The sequence below is a fragment of the Arcicella aquatica genome, from assembly GCF_034928825.1.
GTDB lineage: Bacteria > Bacteroidota > Bacteroidia > Cytophagales > Spirosomataceae > Arcicella > Arcicella aquatica.
In genome coordinates, this window is record NZ_JAYFUL010000026.1 from 1 (window position 1) to 18,236 (window position 18,236).

At 31.7% G+C, this 18,236-nt stretch carries 12 protein-coding genes and 1 pseudogene; 12 read left to right on the forward strand and 1 reads right to left on the reverse strand.

The genetic code is table 11. The features are described from left to right. Positions 1-288: 288 nt before the first annotated feature. Entirely contained in the window at positions 289-2,148 is a 1,860-nt protein-coding gene (locus tag VB264_RS15215; RefSeq protein ID WP_323250653.1) for a hypothetical protein, read from the reverse strand. 231 nt (positions 2,149-2,379) lie between these two features. On the opposite strand from VB264_RS15215, the gene VB264_RS15220 reads away from it, so the two are divergent. The 12 genes and pseudogenes from VB264_RS15220 (at position 2,380) to VB264_RS15275 (ending at position 18,078) form a co-directional block, all read left to right on the forward strand. Further along, positions 2,380-5,250, forward strand: coding sequence for a TonB-dependent receptor plug domain-containing protein (locus VB264_RS15220; protein ID WP_323250654.1), 2,871 nt, complete (start codon positions 2,380-2,382; stop codon positions 5,248-5,250). A gap of 13 nt (positions 5,251-5,263) precedes the next feature. Further along, on the forward strand, positions 5,264-6,736 hold the full coding sequence (locus VB264_RS15225; RefSeq protein ID WP_323250656.1) for a hypothetical protein: 1,473 nt from the start codon (positions 5,264-5,266) through the stop codon (positions 6,734-6,736). A gap of 11 nt (positions 6,737-6,747) precedes the next feature. Continuing rightward, complete coding sequence (locus VB264_RS15230; protein WP_323250657.1) at positions 6,748-8,220, forward strand: hypothetical protein; 1,473 nt, start codon at positions 6,748-6,750, stop codon at positions 8,218-8,220. A gap of 11 nt (positions 8,221-8,231) precedes the next feature. Further along, positions 8,232-9,518 carry a hypothetical protein gene (locus VB264_RS15235; protein WP_323250658.1) on the forward strand — a complete coding sequence of 429 codons (1,287 nt, stop codon included), beginning with the start codon at positions 8,232-8,234 and terminating at the stop codon, positions 9,516-9,518. Between the two features lie 15 nt (positions 9,519-9,533). Next, on the forward strand, positions 9,534-10,721 hold the full coding sequence (locus VB264_RS15240) for a hypothetical protein (RefSeq protein WP_323250659.1): 1,188 nt from the start codon (positions 9,534-9,536) through the stop codon (positions 10,719-10,721). 49 nt (positions 10,722-10,770) lie between these two features. After that, on the forward strand, positions 10,771-13,263 hold the full coding sequence (locus VB264_RS15245; RefSeq protein ID WP_323250660.1) for a tubulin-like doman-containing protein: 2,493 nt from the start codon (positions 10,771-10,773) through the stop codon (positions 13,261-13,263). A gap of 147 nt (positions 13,264-13,410) precedes the next feature. Next, positions 13,411-13,833 (forward strand): transposase, encoded by a 423-nt coding sequence (locus tag VB264_RS15250; protein ID WP_323250661.1) that lies wholly within the window; start codon positions 13,411-13,413, stop codon positions 13,831-13,833. A gap of 11 nt (positions 13,834-13,844) precedes the next feature. Continuing rightward, the gene (locus tag VB264_RS15255; protein ID WP_323250702.1) at positions 13,845-14,156 is read left to right on the forward strand and encodes a hypothetical protein; all 312 of its coding nucleotides are present in this window, start codon (positions 13,845-13,847) and stop codon (positions 14,154-14,156) included. 94 nt (positions 14,157-14,250) lie between these two features. Then, entirely contained in the window at positions 14,251-15,780 is a 1,530-nt protein-coding gene (locus VB264_RS15260; protein ID WP_323250662.1) for a hypothetical protein, read from the forward strand. A gap of 866 nt (positions 15,781-16,646) precedes the next feature. Continuing rightward, positions 16,647-17,243: a recombinase family protein gene (locus VB264_RS15265; protein ID WP_323250663.1), complete on the forward strand. Its 597-nt coding sequence runs from the start codon at positions 16,647-16,649 to the stop codon at positions 17,241-17,243. A gap of 44 nt (positions 17,244-17,287) precedes the next feature. Continuing rightward, positions 17,288-17,728 (forward strand): annotated as a pseudogene (locus VB264_RS15270) (recombinase family protein). Between the two features lie 146 nt (positions 17,729-17,874). Then, positions 17,875-18,078: a hypothetical protein gene (locus VB264_RS15275; RefSeq protein ID WP_323250664.1), complete on the forward strand. Its 204-nt coding sequence runs from the start codon at positions 17,875-17,877 to the stop codon at positions 18,076-18,078. The last annotated feature ends 158 nt before the right edge of the window (positions 18,079-18,236 follow it).

Here is an 18,236-nt window from a genome sequence, read left to right on the forward strand (position 1 = left end):
GAATAAATCTTTAATTTTGATACCGATGATATTTTTCATTAAAAGGCTGTATTTGTTGCTTAGGAACTACAAATTTCAGCCTTTTTTTATTAATTCTGATTTTTCATCGGGTAGAGTAAAAAGTGCTACTACTGTCTAAAAATTATATTTATAATCTTTATAAATCCTGTATCGGTTTTTCAGGACAAGACAATATCGAAAAACAATTTTCAAGGGAAGCCTAAATTATTAAAATCAGTAGATTACAAGATGTAGTTTAGATTCGATCCAAATGGCGATTACAGCCTCTTAATCCGAAAAATGATTAAAGATATTTTCTGTTGCAAGATATGTTGCAGACAATTTCTTAAAATGAAAAAGTAATTTTTTTGTCATTTTATCATTTGGATTACTTAAATCAAGACTAATATCTTCTTTAACTAATAATGCTGAGAAACTTAATGGCAAGGCCTTCTCGTCATCAATACCAGATAACACTCCTTCAAAAGACAAATTGTTTTTTATTTCATCTTCAAAAAAAACTTCATCATAACTAGGCACTGGAAAGGCAAAGTATACAACTTTTCTATCATTATCTCCATTACGATATATTTTTTTTACTAAATTATTTGGAGAATTTGTTTGCTCAAGTAAAAATTGAATAGTCCTGTTTTTTCTAAACCCTTTCCCTTTATAAATTTCTTTATTTTTATGAATAAAAGTTGCTCTCAATTCACATAGATCATCATCGTAATCAATTATAAGCTTATCCTTTCTGATTCCATCTAGATATTTCATGTCATTTGTAGGATAAGTTTTTTTGTGATAATAAAATAAATCAAAATTTCCAATAATGCCACCTAATATAGTATCATCAATAATTTTACCTTGCCTTAGTAAAAAATCATGGAGAGTTCCAGAATTATCTGTGGTCTTTTCCAAATGGCTAATTACAGAGCTTGGAATAGTTAAACGATTCATAGAACGATTTGCGAAAAATCTTCTTATTAAAATTGGAATATTCTTATAATCAGATTCAGATGAATTTATAATCCTTGGTGTAAATGGTAAAGCTTGCTCATCACTAAACTTTACAAATAAAGTTGTTTTTACTAAATATTTGTGCTTTATTAATGAGTAAAAAATATGGTATCCAATTATAATTTCCTGATTTTGTATATCAATTTTATTCATACGCAAAACATAAAGAGAGGTCAAATCTAAATTATTAATAGAGTCGTCGGTAATGTTTACATTGTTCATGTCAATAAACAAGTAATTTGAATTATGTTCAAATCTACATATACCTTTTAAGGTACTTTTTATTATAGTATTATTGATATCTAAGTTTATACAAGTTTCTATAGTAGGAAATTTTTTCTTGCCTCCAATAAATTCAATACATCCAATAGAAAACCCTCTTGTAGATTTAATACTATCAGGACCTAAATTAGCAAAATCCCTTCTTTCATATCTTAACCATTTAGTATTAAATAAGCTTTGAGGAAAATTATTAGTATTGGACCAAACTTTGTAGTGACTTTGTGCCCCACCAATATCCTGTTTAAATTCAAATAGCTGATTTTGAAATGATAACAATTTGCTTAACTCTTTCTGAAGAAAATCCATTTCAATCTCTAACTCTGACCCTTTCTTACCATAAAATATAGATATGACTTTTACATATTCGTAGAGCATTAATATTTTTTTAGGATTAAGCTCTTTTAATAGACTTTCATTAATAGTAATTTGATTACTATTTTGTTGCCAATTTGTTGCCCCGATATTAAAAACTGTTTGAGCAATTCCCCCTTTCGATAATTTTTCACTATTGTGTGTCGCTACTGAATGTTTAATCCTCCCCTTGAGAACCTTATTATTGATTATCGCACATATTTTTGCCTCATAACCATGTAGGATTTTTGCAAGAAAATCTATTCTTATGGAACCATTTTGATGCCAATTATTTTCAATGTCATCATTGAAAATAAGCTGACAATTAGAAATATCTAAAATTTCTATTCCAGATTTGAAAATTTCATCGTGATACGATATTCCTAACTCTTTGCAAGCTTCTTTATAAAAAGCAGGCTGTTCTTTTAAATGACGAAGAACAACAAACCAAGCTTTACGTATTAATCTTTCAGCAATTATAAGTTTTGTGGTCATATTTCTTTTGTAGAATTATAAGTAAAATAAAGATAAAAAAAGAAAAAGAAATTTAAAAATAATTTTGCGGAAAACTCAGTTTTAAAGCAATAATTGAGGGGAGGTTAATGCTTTTTTTAGAAAAAGGAAAAATGAGATTGTAAAGGAAAAATAATGTGTCCAATATTACATGCATTATTTTATGGACTAGTGCAATTTGAATTATCACATGGCAACTTAAATAGAAATTCTATGAAATGGTATATACTTTTTATATTTCTTTGGGTAAGTGTAGATTTATTAGCTCAAACAAAAAGAACACTAACTATCAGGGTTAAAAATGAATCTGGACAACCAGTAAAGAATTCTACTGTTGTTTCGGAGGAAGGAGAATCAAAAAATGCTGAAAAAGATGGGTCGGGAGAGGTCATTTTGTATAATCAACCACCTGTAATAAGAGAATATATCGTCAAAGCTTTTGACTATGAATCTAAAACTATTCAAGTAGATCTTAAAATAAGTAATAGGATTATAGATTTAGTGCTAAGGAAAGCAACATATAATTCTTTCGAAGGTGTGGATGTAGGAACACGGACAAAAGGAAAAGATAATTCTTCTCTACCAGTACCAGTTGATGTAATTACACAAGAGCAGTTACAGGCTTCATCATATACTGAGCTATCTCAAATTTTAAATTATCAACTGATGTATTTTAACTCAAATAGACAGGTTATTGCGGATGGTACAGATCACGTTGATCCTGTCTCGTTAAGGGGATTAGGACCTGATCAAGTATTGGTTTTAATCAATGGTAAAAGAAGACATACGTCTTCTTTGATAAATATCAATAATACTTTTGGTAGAGGAAGCGTATCCACAGATTTAAATGTTATACCGTTACATTCAATTAAAAGAATAGAAATATTACGTGACGGAGCTTCGTCACAATATGGTTCAGATGCAATTGCTGGTGTAATAAATATAGTTTTATATGATGAAAAAAATGATAATGATGGAAGTGATTGGATTTGGAAGGTTACTGGACAAGGAGGTACTTTTTTGACAAATGCCAATCTAAATTTTCAAAATAATGATAAGGAGAGTATCGTAGATGGCCAAGCAGGAGTTTTAAATTTAGGTATTAGTAAAGATTTTGGAAACAGAAACTTCCTCAATATAGCGTTAATGTTTTCTAGTAGAAATCCTACAAACCGTTCTGGAATGGATACAAGACCATTACTTTATTCAAGTGAGCCTACAAAATTGGCCAATGAAACAGATGCTAGTTTTCTCCAACGCTTTTCCTTGTTACAAAAAGAGGACTCAGCCCGTGCTATTGCCAACGGATTGGATCGCAAAAATACTCGAGTAGGTATTGCCGAAATGAGAATTGCCTCTATGATGGTGAATGGAAATATTGGTATTGGAGATATTCATAACATATATTATAGTATTCAATCCAGCCAGAAATGGGGGAATGCAACAGGCTTTTATCGTCTTCCTCGACAAACATCACAAAATAATTCAGCAGTTTTTGCCAATGGTTTTTTGCCAGAAATAAATTCCAGAATATTAGATGTATCCGCAAATGCTGGAATTAAAGGTAATTTATCCTCAACATTAACTTACGATATAAGTCAGACTTATGGTTATAATAAGTTCAATTTTTTAATAGAAAACAGCACTAACGCTTCTATAATAAATGATAATCAAAGAAGTTTCGATGCAGGGGGACTAAGTTTTAAACAATATACAACCAACTTAGATTTTTCATGGGATGTATTCAATAAAGATATGTCAGGCTTACAAATATCAGCGGGAAGCGAGTACAGATTTGAAGAGTATGGAATACAATCAGGAGAAGAAAAGTCTTGGTCTCGTCAGTTTCCTGATAACCCTTTATATCAAGGAAATAAAAATTCAGGGGTACAAGGCTTTCCAGGTTTTAAAAATACATTAAGTCGAAATAGAAACAACTGGGCTATTTATGTTGATGGTGAATTTGCATTTTCAAAAGATAAAAAAACGCTATTACAAGGTGCTTTTAGACGAGAAAATTATTCAGATTTTGGGACAAATAATTCATATAAGTTAGCACTCCGACACTTATTGATAAAACAAGATAATAAACTCTTAAATCTAAGAGGTAGTTTTTCAACAGGTTTTCGAGCACCTTCATTGCAACAAAACTGGTTTAATAACGAGAGTACTCAAAATATCGGGGGAGAACTTTCACGTGTACTAACTATCAATTATGATAAAAGTAGTATTTACAGCGGAATTATTAATGGTTTTGGATTGAACGATTTGAAACCTGAAATAGCTCAAAACTATACCTTCGGGATTGTTGGTTCTATTGACAATCTTACTTTTTCTGCTGATGGGTACTGGACTGTTGTTAATAATCGAATTATCTTCTCTGGTGTTTTCCCGACATCACAACCAGATGTAAAACGGATAGTTAATGACGCAACTATAAATAGTATCCAATTTTTTACAAATGCTGTCAATACAAATAATACTGGTTTAGATATGTCAGTAAGGTTCAATCCTAATTGGGGACAATTTATTAAAATAGGTTTTATGTCATTAGCCAACTTGAATAGAACAATAGTCGGAAACAACATTCAAGCTTCTGACGTGATTAACAAAAATTCAGATCTTAAAAGTTTATTATTTAGTAATCAAGAAAAGGTTAGGATTGAAAGTTTTGTACCAAGAAGTAAAATTATGGCAGGATTTGAATTAAAAGTGCTGGGTAGAGGAGAAGAAGAAAAGCTAAGATTTAACTGGCAAACTATAAGGTTTGGAGAGGTTGCATATGGAGAGATAGAAGCGAGTAGAGAAAGCAATCAGGTATTTACCCCCAAATTTATATCTGATGTCTCCATTTCGTACAGTTTTGATAAATATATAAAGCTTGTAGTTGGGGCAAATAACATTTTTGATATTTACCCTGACAAACAGTATATTAATTCAAAAAACAATGCGAAAAATTTTAGAGATTATACTGGTGCATTAGATAATACCAGTAATGGACGAATAATATATAGTAGATCTGCTACACAATTTGGAGCAAATGGGAGGTTTATATTCATCAAATTTAATTGTGTTTTTAACTAACTAATTTTAAAAAATGAAGACTTTTATTCAATATATTTTAATCATGTTGGCTTTGACTAATGTTGGCTTAGGTCAAAAACCCTGTGATATGAAAATTAAGTTGGTTAGGGATAACGCTCCACAATCGCCAATAGCAAATCAAGAGTTCACTTTGAAGTTTTATAAGCCCGGCACCCCTAATGTATTAGTGAAAACTATTGAGTGTGGTCCAACTGATGATTTTGGTGAAACGGTTGTTAAAATAGATATGGGTCTCTATTATCGTTGTATACTTTCTTTACCAGAAAAGAGTGGTTTTATTAATTCTGAATTTAACTACACAAAATGCGTTTCTGAGCAAAAATTTCTATTATCTCAAAGACCAACCCCACCTGTCGATCAAAAAGTATTGGCAAAACTAAGGGCAATTAAAATAGCATTAACAAATGCACGGCGTAAAATAAAACATATTGAAGGTGAAAATGAGCAAATGAAAGAAAAAATAGACTCTTTGATCAGAGTTATAGATGAAGATCTTGGGCGGGCTAAAGGAATAATATCAGACCTTGAAGAAGGAAAGAAAATTAGTGATGAAAAATTAAAAGACATACAAAAGCTTTTGGATAATGAAACTGAAAAAAATATAGTTTTGGAAAGTATATTAACTACGTATAGAAAAATGGGAATTAGGTTATTAGATTTTGCTTGTCTTAAATTTGAGGATAGGAATAGTTTTTCATTCAGCCTTCGACTTTCCAATTACGATTATACTATTGATACTGAAACAAAACCAACAGCACATACTTTTAAAGTTAACCTCTTTGCACTTACCAAAAAACCTGGTCCAGATGGTAGTAGAAGAAGACCTATCAAGTGTTCTAATAATTCTTTTGATATGCCATTGCCAATTCAATATCCAATGAAAGCATCTGATAAGGCAGCTACAGTAAATTTTGTAGTTCATAGAGACGACATAAACCTATTGAATCGTGATAATGATTTTGAAATTGAAATATTTGAATATGAAACAAATAGTTCTTTGGGAAAAGCATCTATTCCAAATACAGATTTATGTGTTTCTCCTGTCGACCCTGAGCAACCTAACATAATTGGAGTATTACAAACTGACTGTCAAAAAGTTACATTTAAAATTGAGGATGCTGGTAAGGTAGATGGAGATGTTATCAATTTAAATTGGGTGGGGAATCCTAACATCTTAGAAAACTTTACTTTAACAGATACACCTCATTACCAAGAGGTTATATTGAGTGAGGGGCCTAATCATTTTGAATTGGAAGGGGTATCTCCAGGTACTTTTCCAAGTGAAGTATCTGCAAAAGTTCAATGCTATTGTGGAAATAAAAATGGTAAATTATTATCTTTTCAAATCGGAAAAATGAAAAAGATGGAAAATTTTATTGCACTTTTTAATCAAATAGTTAGCTATCAAGGTAAGATTAAAAATACTTCAAAAAAAGGTTTTATAATAAACTATGTCCCAAGATGATGGTCAATAAAATGAAACTAATCATATTGATAGCCCTTGGGCTATGTATAATTGTACCTATAAAAGTACAAGCACAACAAACTAAGCATAGTGTTATTATTAGCCGTGAGACAAAGAAACCTATTTCTTCGGTTCGTATTAGAATCACTCAAAATGAAAAGGTAATTGCATTAGAAACAAATCAGGACGGTGTTTTTTGGTACCCTTTACTTGAAAATGGTAGATTTAGGGTTGATTTAGAAAAAAAATCTTACCAAATAAATTCTATTGAGTTAAGAGCGGGTTCTTTCATCCCAGATACTATTCGATTGAATAGTGCAATATCGTTTAACCCAAGATACGCAAGTCGCTATAAGCTTTTAGAAGACATTCACAAAACCGTAGAATTAAAGTTTGGAGGTAGTTCTTGTTACAAATCCATAATGACTCAATTAAATAGTTTAAAAAGTGATATTAAACAGTTCCAAAATTCTATCGAAAAAGAGGAAAGGGAGTGGAAAGAGCATGAGCAATTTATTCTAAATACTGATAATAAAATCAATGACATTGAAAATAACATCAAAAATTCGTTAGGCACAACATCATACAAGCAAAAAATTGAGAAAGCCGAGGCTAAATGGATAAGCAATTGCCAGATTCAAATTAGCATAAAAAAACAATTAGATACGGGATGTTATCCACTAAACAAAAATTGGGTATTAAGAACGCAAGTATTAGCTTTTGAGAGTCAACAGCTAACATACTTTTCAGATAGTATCACTAGGAAAACGGAAGTTTCATTCTCCGTTCAACGAGGAAAACAAGACACTACATATACTTTTCGTCCAATATTTAATAGAAGGCAAAATCTGGATAATTTAAGAGAATTTACGGTGTATTTGCTTGGTAATAGTCCCATTGATACTCTAAAAATATTACCAGTCCAAAATGATCGTATTAGAAATAATCAAAGCCCTAAGGAAAATAAACAAAGCAGAGTTTTAACAAAAAATATGAGCAGTTCCCAAATATCATATAGGTTAGTCGAGAACGAACCTATTGATAGAAAGCATATTTTGGGTAAGTATGTCCATATTGTTGGTACAAAAAACTGGACTTTTAAGGAGCTGCCAAGATATTATGAAATTCAGAAAGTAACTTATATTAAGCAATTGCCAAATAACTACAAGCCAGCGATTCAAATTCTTATTGACGACAATTTATATAAAAAAATATTAATTGATGAAGAAACGCTGAAAAGTCCGACACATCATTTGTTTGAACTACCACCATTAAACAGTTTTTTAATCTCATATAAACCAGATTCTTTAAATATAGTACAAAAGATTGATATTGTAATTTTGGATAAAAACAGAGAAAAACAAATATCACAAACCCTTGAGGGGAATAATATTAAAGGGCTTAATACTCCACCAGATAGTACAGTGGGAGGCTTTTTATTGAAAATAAAGACAAAGCATAAAAATAGAATTTATAATCCATAATCAATATCATTATGAGAAATTTAGAATATTACTTGAGTGGATTCAACTTCTACACTCGCAACTTTCCAAGTGGAATAGAAACTATCATCTGGGTATTCGGTAGCTTAGTACTTAGTTATTTCGTAGGGATTGTACTGAATAAGCAGTTGGTGAAAAGAAAAGATGGAGATACCGAAAGTCGTATCTTAAAAGAAGAATTTTATGTTCATCGATCCCACATATACGCTGGATATAGCACAATGTTATTATCAATTGGAATTATTGGTTATTATTGGTCAAGTGGTAAATACGGATATAAGCATCTCGAATCAACCCATCTCCTAATGTTAATTGCATGTGCTTGTTATAGTATATTTTGGTTTTTAAAGCTAAAGGAATACTATACAGCATCTTCATTGCGAAAGATTGTTGAACAACCAACCTCAGAAGAAGAGCATAATGATTTTTCAATAAAAGCTAAAAAAGCATTTGATAAATCAAAGCGTTGGGTACTTATCCTATTTTTAGGTGCCGTTGCCTTTTTGTATTCGTTCAGCCGTCCTTTGACGCTAATTTCTATTGTCATAGATGACTCTGGAAGTATGGGTAATGCACTAGCAATAGGTAAAGATGCAATAACCGAAACCATGAACAGGTTAAGTGGTAGATATACTGATATTTTTATTACAAGCTTTGGCATAGGGAATCCAACCCCCGAAGGTCCTCATACATCATTTTCTGAATTAGCACGTATAAAAAGGATTACCAATAGGAATATTGATGCAAAAACTCAATTCTGTGATGATCCGAATGAGGCAAGTGAATTTGTAGCATCTTTAATTCCCGATAAAGGTTTTGGATTGAATCAAGCGATATGGCATAATTATATAAAAACCAAAGAATATTTGACATCTGTTGACTCTTCCAATTACCAAGATAGAATTATGCTAATTATTACTGACGGAGAAGAATTTAGCAGAGCTTGGTACGATACTACTTTTTGCTCTCCACAATATGATTTCAATCGTATCTATGGTAAAAATGTCTATATGATTGATTTACACCAATCTCCAAATTCTGTTGATGTTAACGCCACTGGTGGATTTAGGACCGTTATGAGAGAATGCTATGGGAATGAACATATTTATAATGGTTTTGAACAATCAGATTATATTGATGCTCTGAATTATGTACTCAAACCTTATGAATTAGATGATAGATTAGTGTTTTGGGTAGTCATTATATGTGCGTTTCATATTTTTATAGTTTTCGTAGGAATTAGAGTGAATTTATCCAAACTCAAGGTTTCTGCTAACTAAAATTAAATTTATCTTATGAAAAATACTCTAAAAAAGCTAAAAATAATGTTGATATGGGCATTGTTTTCAGCACAATCAATAGCACAAACGAAACCAGATAACGTAATCATTTTAGTGAATGTCTCAAAATCTGTACTTTTAAAAGTCAAAAATCCACATGAAATAGCTCCTTCAGCTTTATATCCACTTATTTCAAGTGGGCAGCTTAGTTCTGCATTTTTTTTTATTAAAAAACCCAAGCAAAGCTTACTTAAAACAAACTGGATGGATGAAAAGAAAAAAATTATGTTAATCCCATTTGGAGATTTGAGTACTGATGTGGCTGTCAGAAGAGGAGTGTCAGCCGACGAATATTCTGATACAAATAAAGATTTTTTCAAAAATGCTCTTTTTAAGAAGTGGCCAGATTTAACAAAATATAAAGATAGTTCTAGCTATCGTAGGTTAGCAATTGCGAGAGCCGCTGACTTAGCACAAAAAAATGGTTTCAGTAGTTATTGGCTTTTAATTGTTGGGGATAATATTGACAGTGAAAAAAGAGGTATTATGTCATTTGAAACTGAGGTACAAAATGTATTAAATAAGTACAAGCCTTCTGAAGATATGTTAATTGGTACTATTAAACTTACTAGACTCAAAAATGATTTTGGGGCTGAGGTGCGGCATATTGTCTTGGATACTGTAAACATTAGCCCTTTTGGTAAAAAGCACTCTATTATTGTTGACACAGTACATTGTGTCAATACTGAAATAACTTTCATCAAGAAAAGTAGCAAAGACAATCGCATTGTATTCGATGAATCCAAAGCTAAACTAAGTTGGGAATGTACTTGTGATACTGTATCGGAATATACTGTTAGTGTAATAGGAACAGATGGAGCAGAAGTAAGTCCAAATCTTAGGACATTAAAAACAAATGATACTTTTGTATCACTTAAAAGCCTTAATTCAGGTAATTATAATGTTACAGTAGTTGCGGGCGGTATTTCCTCTACTTCCTACATAACTGTCAAAGGCTCGAATTTAGTTATTTGGCTTATTGTTATCGCATTAATTATATTAGTTGGCTATTTTGGGAAAAACAATATAAAGCATTTATTGGCTGTATTTGATAGGAAAAGAAAAAAGTCAAATAATCCATCTAACAATACTGGTGATTCAGACACCAACAGTAATCAAAACTACGACAGTAGTGGTTATTGAAACAAGAATATTTAAAAATAAAATCGTATAAAGTAAAAAAATAATACAAATGGCAAGACCTATCATTTTTATTGGAATTGGGACAAGTGGACTCAGGGCTGTAGAAGAAGCTCAACGCTTTTACTACTACAACACTATAGAAGGAGAACGTCCAAGTATTTCTGAGGTTAAAAACATATTTATTGAGACTAATCTTGGACAAAACTATGAATCTTTTGGAAATGAGAGCAATACATTGCCCATTAAAATTGGGCTGCCTTACCCTTCTAATACTGCAAAGGAATTCCTTGATCAAGGTATTGGAAAAAGCTGGATACCAAATGAGCTTACGAAAATGTCCCATCATGAAGTAGTTTCAGGAGCTGGTGGGAAACCTGCAATGGGTAGGCTTATTTTATGGGGAAATTTTAAAAGTGTCTATAACAATATTAAAAATACTATTAAAGATGCTGAAACAAATGCTCATGATATTAATAAAAGAATTGCAAATGAAGGAGGAAATATTGATGACATTCAAAATGGGATTGAACCGATTATCTATATCGTTGGGTCACTAACAGGTGGAACGGGTTCAGGGATGTTTATTGATATAGCAATGATGGTTCTTCAAATGGGTTATTCAAATATTTTTGGGCTACTATTGTTGCCACCCAAAATAGATGGACATACTATTTATAATATGTCGTATGGTAATGCTTATGGAGCACTGAAAGCATTAAGCAAGTTTGACCATAATGATAAAAAAGATATTATTTATAATGAAAAATGGCCCAATGGGTTAACCAGTCCTATTGCTACACAATCTCCTTTCAAATTTATTCAATTTATATCACAATCTTATAAGCAAAGAAACTATTCAATATCAACATTAGATGGTCTCTATAAAACTGCTGGTTTATACTTGTATTTAAAGAGAATAGGTTTTATGACAAAATGGATGGAAAAATATGTAGATGCAGAGAATGATGATTTGGGGTCTTATGGTACATTCAGTTTGGCAGGTGCCCATTTTCCAAAAGATGATATAGAGTCTTATACAGCTATTGAGTTAGGTATAAATCTTATTAATCGTTGGAGTCATCCCACTCATTTTTTTAGTAAGTCAAGTCAAAAGTTTGAACCAATTAATGAAGTCATTATCAATGATCTTGAAACAAAAAGAATTAAAAACATAGTTGCAAAAGCTCTGACAACTTTTGATGCGAATGCAACTCAAAACTTAATTGAAGATCTTGAAAAATACTTAAAAAAAATGGAGGAAGAAAAATTAGATAAAAAATTTCTTACTGATATTTTTGCTCCAAATATTGACAATAACTTCTACAAAAAAGCAATAATTGGGATTAACTACGCAGAAAACACGCTTAAACAAGAATTTTATGATGCCAATTCAAATATTTTTAGTGATACAGAAAGCATTAGCCTCGTGAAAATTGCTCTTGAAAAATCGGCTAAAGCGATTGAGAATATTCATAAATTTTGGAAAAATCAATATGGCGTTGGATCAGAAGTATCTGAGTGGGCAAAAGTGTTAAAAATAGAGATAGATAAATTTGATATTAATACTACTCATGATAGAAAATTTGAGCAGTTAAAAGATATTTTTGAATTAATGAAAAAGCATTTTTTAACTGCAAGTTTAGTAAAAATTGGAAATTACCTTAAGTCGGAAAAAGTAGAACAGATAATAAATGTTGAAGGAAAGGGGGGACTTCCATATATTGGACTTTATTCTCAAATTGAAGCGAAATTGGTCCTATTAGTAAGTGAATCATTTGAAAATAATCGAGAAGGTAATTTTGTATTTTCAAAGTTACAAATAGAGAATAGTGTTACTGATTCAACTATTCCTTATGAGAAAGTTTATAAAGATAAGGTACCATCAAATACATCTTTGAGTTTACAGGAGCAAAAAAGTTTTCCGTTTAAAAAAGCAGTTAAAGACGCAATTAATAATTATGAAAGCCAGCCAAATCAAAAATATTCATTTATTGATTTAGGGAATAAGGTATCTGAAGCTAATATATTAGCATATTTAAGCAGTGAAAATCAGGGATCTGTTACAATTTATAATCATATTATAGCAGCATACCGTTCTAAATTAAAAAATTCCAGAGCTATTAAGAATTATACGGTAACCGATGATCTGGCAGACAATAAAGGGACTTTATCAACAATTTTAACAAAAGTAGAGGGTCCAATATTACATATCAATGAATTAATTGATAATCAAAAATTAATCAATACGGGGCCTCTTGCAAAACTGGCTTTCGTATTAGGCATTAATAATTTAGAAACAGGTAAAGTTTTAAAAAGACTGCACGATATAGATAAAAATAATCCATTCCCAGACACTATTGAGCATAAATATGAAATAAATAGTCTGCAAAACTCTTTGTTTTTCTTTAGACAATTTGCAAATTTCGAACCTGTGAATGATTTAGCAAATATTGAATTATGGAAGAAAATTTATGAAGTAGGTGATAAAACAAAAATAGAAGAGCAAGAAAAATTCATGAAGGACAGAACAGCTTATTTTTGAGCTTGTTACTGTTATTCCTTCAATTTCAATTAGAAGTATCTGGAAAACTATTCTTTCCTGATGTCAAATAAGAAGATGTTTAAATTTTAGTTTTTAATCAAAAAGGGAATCGGTTTGTTATCTTTTAAACGACGAAATTTATCAGATATGCAAACTTGTTACCAAGTTTTAACCGATTCCCAATGGGAAATTATTAAAGAAATTGTCTCTGACCAAAGAAAGCGAAAATATAATTTACGGGACGTGCTAGATTCCCTATTTTATATCTTACGGACAGGCACACAATGGCGAAACATTCCTGATAATTACCCTCCTTGGGAGGCAGTTTATTACTATTTTAGAAAGTGGAAAAAGGATGGAACATTAGAACGTCTCAATTCCACCTTGAATAAATTTGAACGTAAAAGGCAAGGCAAGAAAGAAACGCCAAGTTTATTATGCATTGACAGTCAATCTGTTAAATTGTCTGCCTTTATCAGTGAAGATAAAGGCATTGATGGCAATAAACTCATTAATGGATTAGGCATCCCCGCCGTAAAAGACATATCATTGTTGATACACTTGGGTTAGTTTGGGGTGTCATTGTCCATGCCGCTGATATTCACGATGGAACAAAAGCTCATTTGTTGGTAGAACATTGTTTAGGTTACTTGGATAGAATGCAAAAAATACTCGTAGATGATGCTTATAAAAAAGTATTTTACGATTGGGTTTATGATAATATATTGGGATTAGAAATTGAATTTGCATCAAGACCACCATCGGACAAAGGTTTCATTCCAGTCAAATGGAGATGGGTCAATGAAAGGACTTTTGCATGGTTTGGATTCTTCAGAAGACATGCAAAAGACTATGCTGGGGTCGCACTCGACAAAGACAACAAATTCTGCTGAAGTATGGATTCTACTAACCAATTGCCAAATAATACTGAACAGAAATTAAAATTGACCAAATATAATTTTTAAACATCTTCTAAATCTTACTATCATGAACTTTACAATACGTTTTAGTATTTTTCTTTTCTTAATGATTCAGGTAAATGATGCGATAGCCCTGAATCAATTTGAATTCCTCTTTGATGGAAAGGGTTATATAAGTAGAGAGTCTTGGAAAGTAAACAAAGGAGATATTATAAATGTAAGGGCTTCAGGAGAAATCATAGTTGGTATGTTTGCAGGAAAAAGAACACCTGATGGGATAAATGAATATAGTAACAACCGTTATAATATTGTAAAAAACAAACCACATTGTGGTCTAATGGTAACTATTATAAATCTAAAGTCATCTCAAATCGAAAAAAAATACTGGAATTGGGAGTTTGTAGGCTCGTGTAGTAGTTTTACTGCAATTCAATCAGGTGTTTTAGCTTTTGATTTGAATGAGTCAGATTCTTGGCGTTGGGATAATGAGCCTGTAAATGGGGGTTGGAAAGTTGATTTTTCTATAATTCCTGCTAATTCATCCTCGCTAAATAACTCTACTGGAGTATTATTCGGAAAGTTAAAAGATTATCCTGTGATAAAAATTAGAGAAAATGAGGTATTATACCAGTGCCAAACTATCATAAAAGATCAAAAAAACACATGGGTACTTAAAAATACGAATGGTAAAGAAGTTGGTATTTGTACAGATAATCCCCCTTATGTTTACGAATTAGTTGGAGAAAATTCACATAGTAATACACAAGATAAAAGTATTTATTTAGATACAAAACAACGAAAAAACATCTTCTATAAAGGTAGAAATCATAAGCTTTCCCAAAATGATAAAATATGGTATTTATTGAATGATGATGGTATCTGCGAAGGTGTTGTACGGTATAGGGAAGATGAAGTTTTTATTAACAGAGAGCTGGATTTTTTCAATCAATTAGATCTAAATCAAAATAGTTCCATTACTTCAACTTCAATGGGGGACTTATTAAAGCACATAAACCGAAACTTTGAAAATAGAGAGGCAAAGGGAACGTTGACTTATTTGTGTTCTAAAACATACAAATTAGTATTTAACTATCGGTATTATTTTGATGAAATTGGTAATATATGGTTGTTAAATACAGAGTCAGAAAGTCATTACCATAAAAATCCAAATAATGAAAATCAGACTGCATTAAAATTTACGAGAAGAGACCCCAAAAATTTAGAATCGACTTTTGAGTCGATTAGAATTCCATTACCAACAGAAGATAGACTCTCTCAAACTATAATTGGAAAGCTAAATACATACAATGTTTCAGTTGATGGCAAGTCGTACCAATCTACAAATTTAATGAGTACTAAATATAGAGGCAGCTATAATTTTCAAAGTTCTACTTACAGTAATACAGGAATAATTGACCTTTCTTTTCATGCACTTGATGACATAGCTTTACATGATACTTACTCTGATTATATAATATTCAAGGAGAGATTTGGAAAACCATCTAAAGCTGAGACTGATAATTTCAATTCAGTATTTAAAATTTCAATAAAAAATAATGAAAGAACCTGTCCATGGGATGATCCATGGCATAAATAAGGCTTTATTATATGCTGTAACTACCTTTTTGGGCATCTTGCCAACGTTCAAAACGAGCACAAAATTGGCGTTAGCCCAGTCCAAGAGGATATGTATTATGGTACTCTGTCCAAAGCATAACACGACTTACCCCAACACGAGTAAGTTCCTTGACGTAGTTTGGAAATAGAGCATATAGTTCAGGATAAGGTGAGCTGATACTGACCGCAGGAGTATTAAGTAACTGGACCAATTGTGTTTCTGTCCACGAAGAAAAATAGGAAATATCTGAGTTATGAGCCAGCAACTGGTCAAGATAACCATCAAGGGTATTACAAGGGTATTACGAGAAATACCCAATATTATAGCAATCAAACGTTTACTTTTGTTTGAGAGCCAAGTTCGATAATGCGTTTAATTAGAAACATTTGGATTCGCTGATTAGCCATAAGTTTGCATGGCTACGACCTCTGTGTTTAAGTCGAACGTCAACAACAAACTTCGGTAATTAAAACGACCAAATTACACCCTTAAAAGTGGCTCAATTTACTCCACATTTCTCAGTCATATTCAAACCGCAGCGACGGTCGCCAAATATTTTCGCCTGACTTGATGTACTTTCCATAGATTGTCTTTTTAGTTTGAAAAGCAGCTATAATTCCTGCCATCTTCTGAGAGGGAATTTTACAAAAATCAAGAGGTATGTATTTCGGACAGACAATAAATCTTGATACTGAATGAAATCTTCGTTCAAAAATTCAGAAATTTTCATATCGTTTAAACGGTCGTATTGTAAGGTTTGATTATTCGATGTATATTGCTATAATTGCAGAATGAATACGTCCATTATAATACAATTTAATGCCTTTTTGTAGAATCACAAGATTATGACCAGAAATATTGCTTATTTAAGAGTTTCAACCATCGACCAAGACCTTGAAAAGAACAAAGCTCAGATTTTACATTTAGCCAATGATAAAAATTTGGGGAAAGTGGAATTTGTGGAAGAAAAAGTGTCGGGAAGGGTAAATTGGCGAGAAAGAAAAATCGGAGAAATTATTAACCAACTTTCGGCAGGGGATGTGGTCTTGTTGAGTGAGTTTTCTCGTTTGGGCAGAAGTATGCTCGAATGTATGGAAATTATTGCCATCGCTACTCAAAAGGGAATTAAAATGTACACCGTTAAAGGAGGCTGGCAATTAGACGATACAATTCAGAGCAAAGTGATGGCAATGGTTTTCTCGATGGTTGCAGAAATTGAAAGAGATTTAATTTCTAAAAGAACCAAGGAGGCTTTACAAACTAAAAAAGCCAGCGGGGTAAAACTTGGCAGACCCAAAGGTGCTGGAAAAAGTAAACTGGATAAGTATAAAGTTGAGATTGAAGCTTTGATGAAAAATGGTTCAACTAAAAAATTCATTGCCAATCGCTACGGTACATCAGAATCAAACTTGTTTAATTGGTTAAATAAAAATGATTTATGAGAATTCTAATTCCCCGTAAAAGAATGATTTAAAAAGTATATGTCATGTCAAAAATTGGGTACGCACTTACTTGGAGACTAGAGGAGAATATAGATTTGCAAATCGACACTCTTCGCTTGGAAGGCTGTGGACAAATCTTCACAGAGAAAGTTTCGGGCGTAAAATTTATTCAAATTGAGTTTGAGCAATTATTAAAAATAGCCAAAGAAGGAGATACCATTGTGGTATGCCGATTCTTGAATTTAGGAAAAGATGTGGTTTAGCTGATTCAGCTTGTTAAGCAATTAAAGTTGCGAGGAATCCACCTAAAATCTTTGAAAGAATCTTTTGATTCCACCACTCCAATGGGAGACTTATTTTATCAAATGATGTGTGTTTTGGCTGATACCCCAAAGTGTTTAAGAAGAGACAACACCTTGGAAGGGTTAAGGATTACCAAAGAGAAAAGCAGAATAGGAGGAAGAAAATTCAAGGAATTAAACTAGCAATACCAACTTATTGCTCCCGAAGTTAAGAAAGTACATGATTCAATGATGTACTCAAATAAAACTATCCAAGAAATATTTTCGATAAAAAACAAGGCAATATTTTACCAGATATTAGCTTTCGCTAATCAGAAATAAAGGGAGGAATGAATTGTAAAATTGCGTTGATGCGTGACAAAAGTACGCAAAATAGTACTAAAAATTTACGGCAAAATTGGAGTAAAAGGGACAATCTTAGTAGAAATAATCAGAAAAACATCATTTTGGGTACTTCCCCAAGAATTCCAGAAAAATTCAAGCCACATTATAAAATCAGACTTTGTGTGTATATCAAGGCATTTCATCAGTAAAAGCAATAATCTGAATTTGAAAATTTACCGTATAATAAAAATATTAAATGGCATTTGTATAATTGTATTATGATTCTTAAATTAATGTAAAAAATAGATTCATCAATCAATAGAAAAGTATATCCAATATCTCATAGCAAGAATAATACAATTAAAAA